The sequence below is a fragment of the Tomitella biformata AHU 1821 genome, from assembly GCF_000524475.1.
GTDB classification, from domain to species: Bacteria; Actinomycetota; Actinomycetes; order Mycobacteriales; family Mycobacteriaceae; genus Tomitella; species Tomitella biformata.
In genome coordinates this window covers 1-15,306 of sequence record NZ_BAVQ01000035.1, presented here as the reverse complement: position 1 = coordinate 15,306, position 15,306 = coordinate 1, and the positions used below count along the sequence as shown (strand labels likewise).

The following is a 15,306-nucleotide window of genomic DNA, read 5'->3' as shown; positions in this document are numbered from 1 at the left end:
TAACAAGGAGGCACGACAAGCATGAGCGCACCAACTGCGGATGACCAGCCCGCAACGCATCCGCCCGCAGGTCCCAGCACCGAGATCCCGGATCCCGAGACCCCTGAGGGCCGCCGGCTGCTGCGTAAGGTCATCGCCGCCTCGGCCATCGGCAACGCGACCGAGTGGTTCGACTACGGCGTCTTCGCCGCCACGGCCACGTACATCGGCGACGCGTTCTTCCCCGGCGACCTCTCCACCCTCGCCACGATGCTGACGTTCGCGGTCTCCTTCCTGCTGAGGCCGCTCGGCGGCATGGTGTGGGGTCCGCTCGGCGACCGCCTCGGCCGGAAGGCCGTGCTGGCGGCCACCATTCTGCTGATGTCCGCGGCCACCGGGCTCATCGCGTTCATCCCCACGCACGCCAGCATCGGCGTGCTCGCGCCGATCCTGCTCGTCACGCTCCGCGTGGTGCAGGGCTTCTCCACCGGCGGTGAGTACGGCGGGGCCGCGACGTTCATGGCCGAGTACTCCCCCGACAAGACCCGTGGAAAGTACGGCAGCTACCTCGAGTTCGGCACGCTCGGCGGCTTCGTGATGGGCGCGGCCGTCGTCCTCGTGTGCCAGCGGACGATGACCGACGAGTTCATGGCGCTGTGGGGTTGGCGCCTGCCGTTCCTGCTGGCGCTGCCGCTGGGCCTGATCGGCTGGTACCTGCGCTCGAAGCTCGACGACACCCCCGTGTTCACCGAAGCCGCGCAGGACAAGGTGGTCGAGGGCACCGCCTGGGGCCGCTTCGTGGATCTGCTCCGCAACTACCGCCGGCCCATCATGACGATGTTCGGCATGGTCATCGCGCTCAATGTCGTCAACTACACGCTGCTGACCTACCAGCCGACCTACTTGGAGAAGAACCTCGGCATGGACCCCGACTCCACCATGCTGGTGGTGCTGCTCGGCGAGCTTGCGATGATGGCGGTAATCCCGTTCATCGGCCGGTGGTCGGACCGCACGGGCCGCAAGCCCATGTGGTGGGGCTCGCTGATCGGGCTCTTCATCATGGCTATCCCCATGTACTGGCTGATGTCCAAGGGCGTCGGCTGGGCGCTGCTCGGCTTCGCGGTGCTCGGGCTGCTCTACATCCCGCAGCTGGCGACGATCTCCGCGACGTTCCCAGCGATGTTCCCCACCCAGGTCCGGTATGCGGGCTTCGCGATCAGCTACAACGTGGCGACCGCCGCGTTCGGCGGCACCGCGCCGTACGTCAACACCCAGCTCATCGAGACCACCGGGCTCGACATCTTCCCGGCGATCTACATGATGGGCGCGTGCGTGATCGGCATGGTCTCGCTGCTGTTCCTCCGCGAGACCGCCGGGGTGTCGCTTCGCGGCATCGAGGTCCCCGGCGAGAAGGGGTTGACGCCGGCCCGGGTCTGATCGGGGCACCCGGGCTACCTCGTCAGCGCCGCCGCTCGACCTCGATGGTCATCCCCGCCGCCCGCAGCCTGCGGGCAAGGGGCTCCGCCATCACCGGCGCGGGGGTCAGCACCCCCGCCAGCTCCGAGAGCTCGCCGCGGTCGAGCGCCAGGCACAGCCCCACCTCGCCGAGGATCACGGCGGTGGCCTTATAGCCGGGGTCGCCGTCCGCGGCGAAGGTGGCGAGATAGCGCGCACCGCCGCTGGTGCGGGTGAACGTCTTCATCGAGAACCAGCCCGCGTCGCGGGCCTTCTCGTCGGGTCCGGTGCCGGGCTTGGGCGCGATCGCGTCGATCACCTTGTCCCCGAACCCCTTGTGCGCCAGCGGGCCGAGCGCATTCTGCGCCCACAGCACCGCGGAGACTCCCGCCGCCATGATCGGCGCGGCGGCCGAGCGGCCCACGCTCATCACCTCGCGGTAGCGGAAGTCCTTGCCGTAGGCCCAGCCCAGCAGCGAGTTCGAGCGCCGCACGATGCGCGAATTATGCTGCGCCATGATGAAGGTGGTCACCCAGCCCGGCAGCGACGCGTCGATGCTCGAGGCCTTGGCCAGCGCCCGGTCCGACTGCTCCCCCGGCCGCGACTCGAGCTCGCGGTCCGCGCTGAGCAGGTAGGGGTCATCCAGCTCGGCCTGCAGGGACCGGTCTCCGGCTATCGCGCGCATCTGGCCCCGGCCCGACGCGACGGTGCCACCGCTCATCCCGCCGCGCAGGCTCGCCACCAGCGTGGACTCCGCCAACTCGCCGGTGTCCTCCGCGAGCGCCTGCCGATAGGTGAGGAACACGCTCAGATCAGAAGGGACGGAGTCGAATCCGCAGGAGTGCACGATGCGGGCGGAGTTCTTGACCGCCAGCTCATGCGCGGCGTCGATGCTCTCGCGCACGAACAGCGGCTCCCCGGTCAGGTCCGCATAATCGGTGCCCGCGGCCGCGCAGGCCAGGACCAGCGGCAACCCATAGTCGGCGTAGGGCCCCACGGTGGTCACGACGACCCTGGTGGAATCCGCCATTTGCCGCAGGGAGTCCGCGTTCGCCGCGTCGGCCTGGATGAGCCCCCAGCCTGCCGCGGCGGCGGGCAGCCGCCCGCGCGCCGCCTCCACCCGACCGAGGTCCCGGCCGGCCAGCGCGATCTTCGTGCCGGCCGGGGCCGCGTGAGCGACATAGCGCGCGGTGAGCTCACCGACGAAACCGGTGACGCCGTACAGGACCAGGTCGTACTCGCGGGAATTCTGCATGCCCGACGGTACCGCCCCGGCCCCCGCCCGTCAGCGCTTGTTGAACCGCCGCACGCCCAGGTCCCGCGCCAGGTGGTCGCGCTGCTCGATCATCAGTCGCTGCAGCGCGGCCGGCGCGGTGCCGAAGTCCTCCAGCCAGTGGTTCACCGACTCCAGGCTGCGGCCCGCCGGGAACAGGCCGATCACGATGCGGCGCGCGATCTCGATGCTGCGCTCGTCCCACACCTGGCGGATCTCCGCGTAGTAGTCGCCGTCGAGCATCGCGATCAGGTCGCGCCGCCCGCCCGCGCGGAAGCCCGCGATGACCGCGTCGAGCTGGTCGTTGGACAGGTTCGTGTTCGTCATCGCGGCGGCCCAGGCCTTCGCCCGGATCTCCTCGGTGGGGCGCGAGGCGAGCGCGCGGGCGTGCGCGGAGCGGCCGGAGCCGGTGTCATCGCGGGCCAGCTCGGCGTCCAGCGCCTCCTGGTCCGCGTGCCCGGTGGTGGCCAGCGCCGTCCACAGGGCCCAGCGCAGGTCGGGGTCCAGGGCCAGGCCCTCGGGACCGGGAGCCTCGCCCAGCAGGATCGCGCGGATCTCGGCGGCACGCGTCTCATCGAACCCGGCGGCCGTGGCCATCGCCCGGGCCCACGCAAGCTGCGTGCCAGAGCCCGGCTCGGCGGCGAACAGCGTCGTCCAGGCGGTCTCCAGCCACTCCGCGCGGCGCTCCTGGCGCTCGGCGTCGGGGCAGTAGTGCTCGATGGCGAAGGACGTGTTCGCGAGCACGGTCGTCAGCAGCGCCAGGTCCGGCTCCCCCGGCGCGAACTTGCGGGCCATCGCGAGGTAGCGATCGGCGTGGAGTTCGGCGTCGCGCACGGAGTTCCACAGCATGGACCAGATCAGCGCGCGGGCGAGGGGGTCGACGACGCGGTCCAGGGACTGCTCGACGGTGCGCAGCGAGAAGCCGCCGAGACGGGCCTTGGCGTAGGTGAGGTCACCATCGTTGAGCAGCATCAGCGGGGTCTCCCGCAGCTTGATGGCGGTGCGGGCGTAGGAGATCTCGACGGGCACGGACTCGACGAGGACCAAGTCGCCGGACTCGTCGAAATCGTAGAGCCCGATGGCGAGGGTGTGCGGGCGAACATCGGTCTGGACGATCTCGTACCGGCCGCCCTTCTTCAGCCGCCCCAAAGTCAGCGTGGAGACGCCGCTGCGGTGCAGCCAGGCTGTGGCCCAGTCCTCGAGATCGCGGCCCGACGTGGCAGAGAGCTCCGTGAACAGGTCCTCTAGCGTCGCGGTGCCGAACTCATGGGCCTTGAAATAGCGTCGTGCGCCCTCGAAGAACGCGTCCTGGCCAACGTGCGCCACCAACTGCTTGAGCGCGCTCGCGCCCTTGGCGTAGGTGATGCCGTCGAAGTTGAGCTTGGCCGCCTCGAGGTCGACGATGTCCGCGACGACGGGGTGCGTGGTCTGCAGCTGGTCTTGGGTGTACGCCCAGGCCTTGCGCTGGATCGCGAAGGCGACCCACGCGTTGGTGAACTTGGTCGCCTCCACGCTGGCGAGGGCGCCCATGTAGTCCGCGAAGGACTCCTTGAGCCACAGGTCGTCCCACCAGCGCATCGTCACGAGGTCGCCAAACCACATGTGCGCCATCTCGTGCAGGATCGTGTTCGCCCGGCCCTGGTGCTGCGCGGCCGTGGCGGCCCCGCGGAACACGTACGCCTCGGTGAACGTGACCGCGCCGGGGTTCTCCATCGCGCCGAGGTTGTATTCGGGGACGAAGACCTGGTCGTACTTGCCCCACGGGTAGGGGTAGTCGAAGTGCTCGGAGAAGAAGTCCAGGCCCTGCTTGGTGATCTCAAAAATCTCGTCCGCGTCCAGGTACTGCGCGAGGGACTCCCGGCACAGCACGCCCAGGTCGACAGTCAGGTCGCCGCGGCTCCATGAGTTGGCGACGCGGCGGTACGGGCCCGCGATGACCGTCGTGATGTAGGTGGAGATGGGCAGGGTCTGCGCGAACTCGACGGTCTGAACGCCGTCGGACTCCTCGCGCTGCGCCGCGATCTGGTTGGACACGACCTCCCAGCCGGTGGGTGCGGTCACGATGAAGGTGAAGCGCCCCTTCATGTCCGGCTGCTCGAAGCACGCGAAGACCCGACGGGCGTCCGAGGGCTCGTACTGGGTGTAGAGGTAGACCTGCTCGTCGACAGGGTCGCGGAAGCGGTGCATGCCCTCCCCGGAGCGGCTGTACTCGCCCGTCGCGGTGACGACCACGGTGTTCGGCCCGTCCAGCGCCAGGCCGGTGACGGCCACGCGCGCGCCGTCGTAGGCCACCTCGATCTCGCGGCCGTTCACGGTCACCGACTGCACCGAGAGCCCGATGAAGTCGAGCCAGGTCTCGGCAACATTCGAGGTCAGCTCGATGGTGGTCGTGGTCGGGAAGCCGATCATGTCGGTGTGCACCGAGCCCGACAGGTCCAGCCCCACCTCGTAGGTGGCGACGGTGATCGCCTCGGCGCGGGCGGAGGTCTCGGTACGTGTCAGATTCGCGGAGGTCACGTCATCAATCCTGTCACGTCCTGTGCCCTCGACCTCGTCACACCGTCCTCCCGTGCTAGCCCGGCATCGCCACAGCGCCGGGGCCGCCCCCAAGCGATGCCCACTGCGAGGGCGCTCATTGCTACCGTCGTGCCACCACACAGTCGAGCTAAAGGAGTGCGCGATGCCAGATTTCCCCAGTTCATCCGGCGTCTCCGAGTGGCCTGACATGGCGGATTGGCTCGCGGACTCGATGGCTGGCAAGCCGGTGGCGTTCATCCTGGAGCTCGGCCCGAAGGCCTTTATCGAGGGCCGCGGCGTCGACGATCCGGTGTGCGCCCAGATCCAGGTGCTCGCCGACGGCGTCCTCATGCTCCGCAGGTCCCGCACCGTGCTCGGCCACCTGATGCTCGCCGACTACTCCAGCGCAGACTTGGACCTGGACCTCTGGCACACCGACGGGCACTTCGACGACTGCACCGACGGCTATATCTTCAGCCGCGACGCGCACCTGATCGCAGATATCGCCGTCGCCTGGTTCCGCGACAACTGGGCGACGGCCGCCCCCGACGAGCTCGGCTGCGACTACCGGTTCCCGGATCAGCTCCGGCCGCAGACCGGCTAGGGCCGCCGGTAGCGCGCCCGCCGCGCGCGCAGGTGCGCCGTCGGAGTCTGCCCCGTCCACCGCTTGAACGCGTGGATGAAGCTCGACGCCTCGGCATAGCCCAGCCGCACCGCGACATCATCGACGGTCAGCACTCCGGTCTCGAGCAACTCCACGGCCAACGTGGAGACGACCTCCTCGCGCAGCGCCCGGAAGCTGGTGCCCGCCTCGACAAGGTGGCGGCGCAGGCTGCGGACGCTCATGCCCATCTCGCGGGCCACAGTCTCCATATCCACGGCCGCACCGCCCACGCGGGTCACGTGATCGCGGACATCCTTGGCGATACCGGTGCGCTCCCGGCGACGAGCCACGAGCTCTCGGCATTGCGCCTCGCACAGCGCGACGGTGTGGTCATTGGCCTGCGGCAGCGGCTGGTCCAAGTACTTCGCGTCGAACACACCGATATTCGCGGGGGCGCCGAACACGGGCGCAATCCCGAAGATCTGCTCGTAGCGCCCTGCGGAACCGGAGTCCGACGCGCGCAGTTCTAGCCGCCGCAGCGTGATTCGTGCGCCGAGCAGATCGCCGACCACACTGAAGATCGCCGCCAGGTCCCGATCCACGAGGAACCGGCGAACGTCCGCCGGCACGCGGTCATCCGCCAGCTCCAGCACTATCTCATCGGGGCCCAGCCGGATCGTCGGCGTGCAGAAGGCGAAGCTCAGGTCCAGATAGCGCAGGGCCAAGGCCATCGCGTCGCGGAGGGTGGGGCTGCTGACCCAGGCGAAGCCGAAGATCCCGAAGGTGGTCGGCCGGTATCGCTGCCCCAGCTCAAGCCCTAATCCCGGCGGATCGTCCAGCGCGCGAACGACGTTGCGGACCACGGCGAGCTCCTGGTGGGCATCCACCTGCGCACCGGGATCTGCCATCGCGTCCGGGGAGACGGCCGTGCCTCGTAGGAGGGCCTCCGGCGTAATGCCTCGCTCGACAGCGAAGTCGACGAGCAACGCGATCCCCGCGGCACTGCGGGGGAAGTCCCAGTCCCGCACACCAGGCTCCGCAATCTCCTCCATGGCCAAAATTATGGACTATCCCGCACCCTGGCCGAAATTCTCAATTCGGCGACCGCTTCTGTCTTCGCCGAGAGCGGGGCCCCACCTAGCGTTGACCGCACACGCACGACACGAGAGGACTCTGGTGCCCCACAATTCTGCCCAACCTTCAGTCATCATCATCGGCGCTGGATTCGGGGGCCTGGCGATGGCGCTCGAACTCCAGCGGGCGGGGTTCGACAACCTCCTGATTCTCGAGAAGTCCGACGCTGTCGGCGGCGTCTGGCGGGAGAACACCTATCCCGGCGCCGGCTGCGACATTCCGTCCCCGCTGTACTCGCTCTCCTCGGAGCCCAATCTGTCCTGGACCCGGCGGTTCTCCCGGCAAGGGGAGATCCTGGCCTACCTCCAGACCATCGCGGACCAGCGCGCGATCACACCGCGGATCCGATTCGGCCGCGAGGTGGCGGAGGCCAAGTTCGACGAGAGCACGGGTCGCTGGCAGGTGTGGACAACAGCCGGCGAGCACCTCGAGTCCGATGTCCTCGTGCACGCCGTGGGCCAGCTGTCCCGGCCAGCTCTGCCGCGTATCGCCGGCATCGACTCCTTCGACGGCCCCGCCTTCCACTCCGCCGAGTGGGACCACACGGTGGAGCTGACCGGAAAGAGGGTCGCGGTGATCGGCACCGGCGCGAGCGCCATCCAGCTGGTTCCGGCCATCGCGCCAGAGGTCGCGGAGCTCACGCTGTTCCAGCGCTCAGCCGCCTGGGTGCTCCGCAAACCCGACACCGAGTACAAGCCGTGGCAGCAGACCATGTTCCGGCGGCTGCCGGCGACCCGCCTCGCCGAGAGGTTCGGCATCTGGCTCGTGTGCGAGGGGCTCTCGCTCTCCCTCGTGGACGTGCCGGTCATCCGCACATTGATCGCACGGCTCGGCACCCGGAATCTGCACGCGGAGATCTCCGATCCCGCGCTGCGGGCCGCGCTCACGCCGGACTACACCCCGGGCTGCAAGCGTGCGCTGTTCTCCAACGACTACTACCCGGCCCTGGCCCGGCCGAACTCCAGGGTGGTGACCGACCCCATCGCCGAGATCACGCCGACGGGCATCCGCACCGCCGACGGCGTCCTGCACGAGGTCGACGCCATCGTCTACGGCACCGGCTTCAGGGCCAGCGAGTTCCTGGCGCAGATCAGCATCGAGGGTGCCGGCGGCGTGTGCCTCGATGCGCAGTGGCGGGACGGCGCTCGCGCCTATCTCGGCATGGCGGTGCCGGGCTTTCCCAACATGTTCATCCTTTATGGCCCGAACACGAATCTCGGCGGCAACTCGATCGTCCACATGCTCGAGTCGCAGGCCCGCTATATCACCGCGATGGTCAGCGTGCTGGCGGAGCGGCCCGGCCAGTTCCTCGAGGTCCGAGCCGAGGTCGAGGAGCGATTCGACGCCGGCCTGCAAAAGCGCCTGAACAGGTCGGTGTGGACGCTGTGCTCAAGCTGGTACCGCACCGCGTCCGGGCGCATCTCGAACAACTGGCCGGGCACCGTCAGCCACTACCGGCTGCGGACGCGTCGTCCTAAACTCGCCGATTATCACCTCCACGCCCATACCCCTCTCGAAACAGGTGCACGATGACGGCATTCGACTACGACGTGCTGGTGATCGGCTCCGGCTTCGGCGGCAGCGTGAGCGCCCTGCGGCTAACGGAGAAGGGCTACCGCGTAGGGGTCTTCGAGAGCGGCCGCCGATTCGCCGACAAGGAGTTCGCGAAGAACTCCTGGCATGCGCGGCAGTTCCTGTGGGCGCCGAAGCTGGGCTGCTACGGCATTCAACGGCTGAATCTGCTCAAGGACACGTTCATCATGAGCGGCGCCGGCGTCGGCGGCGGGTCGCTCGTCTACGCGAACACCCTCTACGAGCCGCCCGAGGTGTTCTACCAGGATCCACAGTGGGCGCACATCACCGACTGGCGCGCGGAGCTGGCCCCACACTATGACCAGGCCAAACGCATGTTGGGCGTCACAGCCAACCCGATGACGACACCCACCGACGAGGTGATGCTCGAGGTGGCCCAGGACATGGGCATCGCCGACACCTACCAGCCCACGCCCGTCGGAGTCTTCTTCGGCGGCCCCGACGCCGCACCGGGCCAGGAGGTGCCCGATCCGTTCTTCGGCGGCGCGGGCCCAGTCCGCAGCGCCTGCCGCAACTGCGGCGAGTGCATGACAGGTTGCCGGCACAACGCCAAGAACACCCTCGTGAAGAACTACCTCTATCTCGCGGAGAAGGCCGGCGCCCGCGTCCATCCGCTGACCACCGTCGTCGACGTCCGCCCCAGGCCGGGCGGCGGCTACGAGGTGCACACCGAGCGCACCGGACGCTGGGTCCGCAAGATCCGGCGGGTCTACACCGCAGAGCAGGTGGTGTTCTCCGCCGCGGCGCTGGGCACCCAGCGGCTACTCCACCACCTCCGAGACAGCGGATCCCTCCCCCACGTCTCGCCGCGATTGGGCATCCTGTCCCGCACCAACTCCGAGGCCCTGCTCGCCGTCCGCTCGCGCGATGCGGACACCGACTTCACCCGGGGCGTGGCGATCACCTCCTCGATACACCCCGACGCGGTGACCCACGTCGAGCCCGTCCGCTATGGCAGGGGCAGCAACACGATCGCGCTGCTCAGCACCGTGCTCGTCGACGCCGAGAGCGGCAAGCGCCGCTGGGCCCTCGGCCTGCGCGAGCTCGCGCGCAACTGGCGCGAGCTCGCCCACATCCACAATCCACGCCATTGGTCCGAGCGCTCAATCGGCCTGCTGGTGATGCAGACCCGCGACAACTCGATCACCACCTACACCCGCGCGGGCCTGCTCGGCCGCCGGCTCACCACCAAGCAAGGCGATGGTGAGCCGAACCCGGAGTGGATCCCCGTCGGCCACGAGGTCGCCCGCCGAGTCGGGGAGAAGATCAACGGCTTCCCCCAGGGCTCGTGGGCCGATCTGGCCAGCATTCCCATGACCGGCCACTTCATCGGCGGTTGTGCCATCGGCGACTCGCCAGAGCGCGGCGTCGTCGACCCGTACCACCGGATGTTCGGCCACGACGGGCTACACATCATCGACGGCTCGACGATCTCCGCGAACCTCGGCGTCAACCCCTCCCTGACCATCACCGCGCAGTCCGAGCGCGCAATCGCACTGTGGCCCAATAAGGGCGAGCCGGACCCGCGGCCGCCCGTCGGCACCCCCTACCGGATGATCCCGCCCACCGCGCCGCGGTTCCCGGCCGTCCCGGGCGACGCTCCCGCGGCCCTGCGGCTTCCGCTCTTCCCCATCACCACCGACCACCCCCGCGGCGGCTCGCCCCGCCCAGAAGGAAAGGCCGGCCATGCCGCGCACTGAGATCACCGGAGTACCCGGCGTGCTCGAAACACTGCTCACCCAGGAAGTTCTGGACCAACTGCCCCTCGAGGCCCCCGGCGCGCCGTGGGAGTGCAGGGGCCAGGCGATCCTCTGGACGGCGCGCGGCGGCAAGGCCGCGGCCCAGGCACTGCCGCCGGGCCTCCGGCAGCGAACCGCACTCGCCGCCGTGGGCGGCATGGTCCGCTACCTCGACACGCCGGCGGGGACCTATGACGAGGTGCTCGGGGCCGTCGCCTTTCGGGAAGGCCGCAGCATCCAGGGCAGTGTCACGTTCATGGCGGTCGACTCCGCTGTCAGCCTCGTCGGCGGCCGCGTGAACTGGGCCATGCCGAAGACGCTGGCCGAATTCGACGGATCCATCGCGTCCGGCACCCCGATGAGCGCGACCAGTGCCACCGACACCCCCTGGCGAGTGAAGGCGACCCCGCGCGTGTTCGGGCCGTCGATCCCGGTCGCCGCGGCGTTCACCGTCCAGCAGCAATTCCCGGGCGGGGACGTGCGCCCGGCCCGGCTGCATGCGCGCGGGCGCGGGCGGGCGGCGGTGGTCGCCGTCGAGGTTTCGGCCGAGACCGGATTGTCGACGTGGTTACGTCCTGGTCGACGACTAGGCGCGGTCATCGACCAGATGACGTTCACATTGGGGTCGCCGGACTAGGCCTTCTTCACGACGCTGGACTTGAGCTGCATCGGGCCGAAACCGTCTACCTTGCAGTCGATGTCGTGCCCGTTGACGGGCTCGACCAAGCGGATGTTGCGGACCTTCGTGCCCGCCTTGATCCCGGTGGCGTTGCCCTTGACCTTGAGGGTCTTGACGACCGTGACCGTGTCGCCGTCGGCGAGGACGTTGCCGACGGCGTCACGCACCTCGGCATCGACCCCGGAGCCCGCGGGCCCGTCATCGGATGCGCCGTCGCCGGGGGACCATTCGTGCGCGCATTCCGGGCACACCAGCAGCGCGCCCAGCTCGTAGGTGTACTCGCAGGAGCAGTGGGGGCACGGCGGCAATGTCGAATCCATGTCGGCAGCCTATCCAACCTGCGGAAACTCGTCGAAACCACAACATGGGGACACGGTCCGCCCCCACCTCGTGCCATGATGCGGACAAACACAGGTGAGCTGGGAATCTCAGCCCTGGTAGACCACTCGCATACCGGCCGGGACCTGGCCGCTCGGGACAATCGACTTGCCGAACGGGAAGCAGGTCACCGGGATCATCTTGATGTTGCCGATCGCCAGCGGGATCCCGATGATCGTGATCGCCAGCGCGAGCGCCGTGAAGATATGGCCCATCGCCAACCACAGCCCCGCGATCAGAAACCAGATCACGTTGAGGATGCCCGCGCCGACGCCGGCGCTCGGCTTGACGACCACCGTCCGGCCGAACGGCCACAGCGCGAACCCCGCCATGCGGAATGACGCGACGCCGAACGGGATGGTGACGATGAAGATACAGGCGACGATGCCGAAAACGACATAGCCCAGTGCCAGCCAGAAGCCGCTCAGCACGAGCCAAATGACATTCAGGAGTGTTTTCATCCTTCAGGTCTAGCAGCTACGGGATCTCTGTGGGCCGTTCCGCCAGCACGCAATCTCCGCAGAGCCCGCCGCCGGGCACCCGATAGAACAGGCAGCAGCTGTTGCGAGAGAACCGGTCCGCATCCCATTCGTCCGGGAGAAAGCGTCCCGCCGTCGCCAGCCGCCCGTGTTCGAGGATCGCGTGCAGAACCTCGTGCGCCCGGTCCTCGTCGTCGGGGCGCTGGCCGCGCAGCACCAGGAAGGCACCGTTGAAGGCGGATGCGACGTTGCCCCACAACACTTTCTGGGACAGCCCCGTCGCCTCGTGGATGCCATCGCCCAGCTCGGCCACAGCGTCCAGCGGGGCGGCGTGGACGCGTTCGACGATCTGCTCGTCGGTCAGCCCGGCCCCGCCGACGGCCGCGCGCACCCCCACCTCGAGCACATGGGAGGGGCCCGGCAGCCAGGCGAGGTTCTGGGCGGACAGGTCCGGCACCGCATCCGCGAGCACCGCGCAGCCGAACACCGGGGACAGGACCTTCGCGACGGAGTTCAGGTGGAACGACGACGCCGCGGCCCGCAGCTCGATCTCGTCCTCGGGAAGCCCGCGCCCGACAGCGAGGATAGCGCGGGTCCGGCGCACCAACTCCTCGATATCGGCCGCCGAGTTGGCGAGCTCGGCGAACGGCCGCCATTGCGGGCCGTCCACGACCCGCAAGTCGAAATACGCGCCGACCCGCTTGCTCGCGGCGATCGCAGATCCAATGTCTGACAGTTCAGGGCTCACAACGGGCATTCTCACACAGCCGCGGTGGGCCGCTACCAGTGCTCGCGCTCCGCCGCGTCCATCTAGAGCTCGGCGACCAGGGCCTCGACGCGGCGACGGATCTCATCTCGGATCGGGCGCACCGCCTCGATGCCCTGGCCTGCTGGATCGTCGAGCGCCCAGTCCAGATAGCGGACGCCGGGGAAATATGGGCACGCGTCGCCGCAGCCCATCGTGATCACGACGCTCGAGCGCGCCACTGTGTCCGCGTCGAGCACCTTCGGCGAGGCCGCGGCGATGTCGATGCCCACCTCGGCCATCGCGGCCACCGCCACCGGGTTGATCTCCGCCGCAGGGACGCTGCCGGCGGAGCGCACCTCGATCCGCCCGCCTGCGAGGTGCGCGAGGAAGCCGGCCGCCATCTGGGAGCGCCCCGCGTTGTGCACGCAGACGAACAGCACGCTCGGCCCGCTCATGCCGCGCTCCGGAACCGCTTGCGCAGGGTGAGCGAGAAATAGGCGAGGCCCACGAGGATCGGCACCTCGATCAGCGGCCCGACGACGCCGGCGAGGGCTTGCCCGGACGCGATGCCATAGGTGCCGATGGCGACCGCGATCGCGAGCTCGAAGTTGTTGCCGGCCGCGGTCATCGCCATGGCCACCGTCCGCCGATAGCCCAGCCCGATCGCCGCACCGACGCCGAACCCGACGCCCCACATGATGACGAAATAGAGCAGCAGCGGGACGGCGATGCGCGCCACGTCGAGGGGCTTCGACGTGATCTGCTCGCCCTGCATCGCGAACAGCAGCACGATCGTGAACAGCAGCCCGTACAGCGCCCAGGGGCTGATCCGCGGCAGGAACGTCTCCTCGTACCACTGCCGGCCCTTCGCGCGCTCGCCGTAGTGGCGGGTCAGGAAGCCCGCGAGGAGCGGAAGGCCAAGGAAGATCAGGACGGATTTGGCGATCTGCCATGGCGAGGTCGCGATTGTGGTCTGTGTCAGCCCCAACCAGCCGGGGAGGACATCGAGGTAGAACCAGCCCAGAACTGCGAACATCACGACCTGGAACAGCGAGTTGATGGCGACGAGCACCGCGGTGGCCTCGCGGTCCCCGCACGCGAGGTCGTTCCACACGATCACCATCGCGATGCAGCGGGCGAGGCCCACGATGATCAGGCCGGTGCGGTACTCGGGCAGGTCGGGCAGGAACGTCCAGGCCAGCGTGAACATCAGCGCCGGGCCCACAATCCAGTTCAGGGCTAGCGAGCTCACGAGCAGGCGGCGGTCCCCGATCACGGTGTCCAGGCGGTCGTAGCGGACCTTCGCCAGCACCGGGTACATCATGATCAGCAGACCCAGCGCGATCGGCACGGAGACGCCGTCGACCTGCACCCTGTCCAGCGCGGTGTTCAGGCCCGGGATGGCACGCCCCAGCAGCAGGCCCGCCGCCATCGCGACGCCGATCCACACCGCGAGGTAGCGGTCGAGGGCGGAGAGCTTGGGCGGGATTGTCGCGGTGGTCATGCCACCGCCCCGGCGCCAATGGCGAGTGCGCCCGAGAGCTGTTGCAGCGCGCCGGGGACCACCCAGTAGTAGACCCAGGTGCCGCGCCGCTCGCAATCCAACAGCCCCGCCTCACGGAGCACTTTGAGGTGGTGGGAGATCGTCGGCTGGGACACGTCGAAGCCGTCCGAGATATCGCAGACGCACGCCTCCCCGCCGGGATGCTCCGCCACGAGGTTGAGCAGCCGCAGTCGGACGGGGTCGCCCAGCGCCTTGAACTTGCGGGCCAGGTCGACCTCGTGCGCCGGCTCCGGCGCGGCGACCGGCGGGCAGCATGGACCGTCTTGGTTAGGCATTGGTCTATATTGACAAATTTCGATTCAGCGCGCAAGCAGGGCACGGACCTCATCGTCGCCGGTCTGGTCGAACCGGTCATACGACCCTCCGACGGCCGCGAAGTCCACCGGCGAGGACGCGCACACCACCTCGTCTGCCAGCAGTTCCAGCTCCGCACATACCTCCGCCGGGGCTACTGGCACCGCGGCCACCAATCTGGCCGGTTCCGCGCGGGCGATGGCGAGCAGCGCCGCCCGCATCGTCGCGCCGGTCGCCGCTCCGTCGTCCACCACGATCACGGTCTTGCCCGCAAGCGCTGCCGGCGGCCGGTCCCCGCGATAGGCCCGCTCGCGCCGCACCAACTCCGCCTCCTCCGCGCCGACCACGCGCCCAAGCGCCTCCTCATCGACGTCGAAGACGCGCACCACATCCTCATTGAGCACGAGCACCCCGCCGCTGGCGATCGCCCCCATCGCCAGCTCCGCGCGGCCCGGCACTCCCAGCTTGCGCACCACGAACACATCGAGCGGGGCAGGCAGGCTGGCCGCGACGACCTCCGCCACCGGCACTCCGCCGCGCGGCAGGGCCAGGACCAGGAGGTTCGATTGGCCGCGATAACCCGCGAGCAGCCCGGCCAAAACCCGCCCGGCGTCCGGGCGGTCGCGAAATCGCGTGGCAGCCATGGTTATCACCCTTCCGCCATCCTGCCATCGGTCGCAGCGTCTGACCAGCGGCGACGGCAGCGGGATCGGCCGAGGTGGGTGAATCTGTGATCGATGGCCGCCTACTCCCCGCAGCAGAGCTTCGACAAGCTGTACGCCAGAAGGCATTACACCCAGGGTGCCGTCAAAGTCGTCTAGATAGCGTGTGAGCTGGCGGTTTGGGGAGAGACACGCCAATAGTCGTAGA

15 protein-coding genes are annotated in these 15,306 nt (G+C 69.0%); 5 read left to right on the top strand and 10 right to left on the bottom strand.

Annotated features, from left to right (window positions below; translation table 11 throughout):
* Positions 1-21: 21 nt before the first annotated feature.
* Positions 22-1,416 carry an MFS transporter gene (locus TBIF_RS11465; RefSeq protein WP_024794937.1) on the top strand — a complete coding sequence of 465 codons (1,395 nt, stop codon included), beginning with the start codon at positions 22-24 and terminating at the stop codon, positions 1,414-1,416.
* Between the two features lie 22 nt (positions 1,417-1,438).
* Here TBIF_RS11465 and TBIF_RS11460 read toward each other — a convergent pair whose 3' ends face one another.
* Entirely contained in the window at positions 1,439-2,689 is a 1,251-nt protein-coding gene (locus tag TBIF_RS11460; protein WP_024794936.1) for a saccharopine dehydrogenase family protein, read from the bottom strand.
* 30 nt (positions 2,690-2,719) lie between these two features.
* Positions 2,720-5,224, bottom strand: a complete 2,505-nt coding sequence (pepN, locus tag TBIF_RS11455; protein WP_024794935.1) for an aminopeptidase N — start codon at positions 5,222-5,224, stop codon at positions 2,720-2,722.
* A gap of 163 nt (positions 5,225-5,387) precedes the next feature.
* Between pepN and TBIF_RS11450 the strand changes: the two genes are divergently transcribed.
* Positions 5,388-5,828, top strand: coding sequence for a hypothetical protein (locus TBIF_RS11450; protein ID WP_024794934.1), 441 nt, complete (start codon positions 5,388-5,390; stop codon positions 5,826-5,828).
* Here the strand turns inward: TBIF_RS11450 and TBIF_RS11445 are convergent.
* Entirely contained in the window at positions 5,825-6,880 is a 1,056-nt protein-coding gene (locus TBIF_RS11445; RefSeq protein ID WP_024794933.1) for an AraC family transcriptional regulator, read from the bottom strand. The two genes, TBIF_RS11450 and TBIF_RS11445, sit on opposite strands and share 4 nt — an antisense overlap.
* Before the next feature lie 124 nt (positions 6,881-7,004).
* Here TBIF_RS11445 and TBIF_RS11440 point away from each other — a divergent pair, with 124 nt between their 5' ends.
* Genes TBIF_RS11440 through TBIF_RS23480 form a run of 3 tightly spaced genes read left to right on the top strand, consistent with a single transcriptional unit; the run spans position 7,005 to position 10,931 of the window.
* Positions 7,005-8,495 (top strand): flavin-containing monooxygenase, encoded by a 1,491-nt coding sequence (locus TBIF_RS11440; RefSeq protein ID WP_024794932.1) that lies wholly within the window; start codon positions 7,005-7,007, stop codon positions 8,493-8,495.
* The gene (locus TBIF_RS11435) at positions 8,492-10,255 is read left to right on the top strand and encodes a GMC oxidoreductase (protein ID WP_024794931.1); all 1,764 of its coding nucleotides are present in this window, start codon (positions 8,492-8,494) and stop codon (positions 10,253-10,255) included. The genes TBIF_RS11440 and TBIF_RS11435 overlap by 4 nt, the downstream gene beginning before the upstream one ends.
* The gene (locus TBIF_RS23480; protein ID WP_024794930.1) at positions 10,242-10,931 is read left to right on the top strand and encodes an acetoacetate decarboxylase family protein; all 690 of its coding nucleotides are present in this window, start codon (positions 10,242-10,244) and stop codon (positions 10,929-10,931) included. The genes TBIF_RS11435 and TBIF_RS23480 overlap by 14 nt, the downstream gene beginning before the upstream one ends.
* On the opposite strand, the gene TBIF_RS11425 is transcribed toward TBIF_RS23480, so the two are convergent.
* From TBIF_RS11425 to TBIF_RS11395, 7 genes are all read right to left on the bottom strand, one after another.
* Positions 10,928-11,293 carry a zinc ribbon domain-containing protein YjdM gene (locus TBIF_RS11425; protein WP_024794929.1) on the bottom strand — a complete coding sequence of 122 codons (366 nt, stop codon included), beginning with the start codon at positions 11,291-11,293 and terminating at the stop codon, positions 10,928-10,930. The two genes, TBIF_RS23480 and TBIF_RS11425, sit on opposite strands and share 4 nt — an antisense overlap.
* A 108-nt stretch (positions 11,294-11,401) precedes the next feature.
* On the bottom strand, positions 11,402-11,812 hold the full coding sequence (locus TBIF_RS11420; protein ID WP_024794928.1) for a YccF domain-containing protein: 411 nt from the start codon (positions 11,810-11,812) through the stop codon (positions 11,402-11,404).
* Positions 11,813-11,828: 16 nt separating this feature from the next.
* Positions 11,829-12,578, bottom strand: a complete 750-nt coding sequence (locus tag TBIF_RS24460) for a (2Fe-2S)-binding protein (protein WP_024794927.1) — start codon at positions 12,576-12,578, stop codon at positions 11,829-11,831.
* Positions 12,579-12,640: 62 nt separating this feature from the next.
* Positions 12,641-13,033 (bottom strand): arsenate reductase ArsC, encoded by a 393-nt coding sequence (locus TBIF_RS23470; RefSeq protein WP_038170838.1) that lies wholly within the window; start codon positions 13,031-13,033, stop codon positions 12,641-12,643.
* Positions 13,030-14,082, bottom strand: coding sequence for an ACR3 family arsenite efflux transporter (gene arsB, locus TBIF_RS11405; protein ID WP_024794926.1), 1,053 nt, complete (start codon positions 14,080-14,082; stop codon positions 13,030-13,032). Before arsB ends, TBIF_RS23470 begins: the two co-directional genes overlap by 4 nt.
* Positions 14,079-14,417 carry an ArsR/SmtB family transcription factor gene (locus TBIF_RS11400; protein ID WP_024794925.1) on the bottom strand — a complete coding sequence of 113 codons (339 nt, stop codon included), beginning with the start codon at positions 14,415-14,417 and terminating at the stop codon, positions 14,079-14,081. Before TBIF_RS11400 ends, arsB begins: the two co-directional genes overlap by 4 nt.
* Before the next feature lie 24 nt (positions 14,418-14,441).
* Positions 14,442-15,080 carry a phosphoribosyltransferase gene (locus TBIF_RS11395; RefSeq protein WP_024794924.1) on the bottom strand — a complete coding sequence of 213 codons (639 nt, stop codon included), beginning with the start codon at positions 15,078-15,080 and terminating at the stop codon, positions 14,442-14,444.
* Between the last annotated feature and the right edge of the window lie 226 nt (positions 15,081-15,306).

What these genes read in the sequence shown, in the direction of transcription:
- TBIF_RS11425 (WP_024794929.1), bottom strand. Translation starts at nt 11,293, where the DNA reads ATGGATTCGACATTGCCGCCGTGCCCCCACTGCTCCTGCGAGTACACC.
- TBIF_RS11465 (WP_024794937.1), top strand. Translation starts at nt 22, where the DNA reads ATGAGCGCACCAACTGCGGATGACCAGCCCGCAACGCATCCGCCCGCA.
- TBIF_RS11450 (WP_024794934.1), top strand. Translation starts at nt 5,388, where the DNA reads ATGCCAGATTTCCCCAGTTCATCCGGCGTCTCCGAGTGGCCTGACATG.
- arsB (WP_024794926.1), bottom strand. Translation starts at nt 14,082, where the DNA reads ATGACCACCGCGACAATCCCGCCCAAGCTCTCCGCCCTCGACCGCTAC.
- TBIF_RS11400 (WP_024794925.1), bottom strand. Translation starts at nt 14,417, where the DNA reads ATGCCTAACCAAGACGGTCCATGCTGCCCGCCGGTCGCCGCGCCGGAG.
- TBIF_RS11445 (WP_024794933.1), bottom strand. Translation starts at nt 6,880, where the DNA reads ATGGAGGAGATTGCGGAGCCTGGTGTGCGGGACTGGGACTTCCCCCGC.
- TBIF_RS23470 (WP_038170838.1), bottom strand. Translation starts at nt 13,033, where the DNA reads ATGAGCGGGCCGAGCGTGCTGTTCGTCTGCGTGCACAACGCGGGGCGC.
- TBIF_RS11420 (WP_024794928.1), bottom strand. Translation starts at nt 11,812, where the DNA reads ATGAAAACACTCCTGAATGTCATTTGGCTCGTGCTGAGCGGCTTCTGG.
- TBIF_RS11395 (WP_024794924.1), bottom strand. Translation starts at nt 15,080, where the DNA reads ATGGCTGCCACGCGATTTCGCGACCGCCCGGACGCCGGGCGGGTTTTG.
- TBIF_RS11435 (WP_024794931.1), top strand. Translation starts at nt 8,492, where the DNA reads ATGACGGCATTCGACTACGACGTGCTGGTGATCGGCTCCGGCTTCGGC.
- TBIF_RS23480 (WP_024794930.1), top strand. Translation starts at nt 10,242, where the DNA reads ATGCCGCGCACTGAGATCACCGGAGTACCCGGCGTGCTCGAAACACTG.
- TBIF_RS11460 (WP_024794936.1), bottom strand. Translation starts at nt 2,689, where the DNA reads ATGCAGAATTCCCGCGAGTACGACCTGGTCCTGTACGGCGTCACCGGT.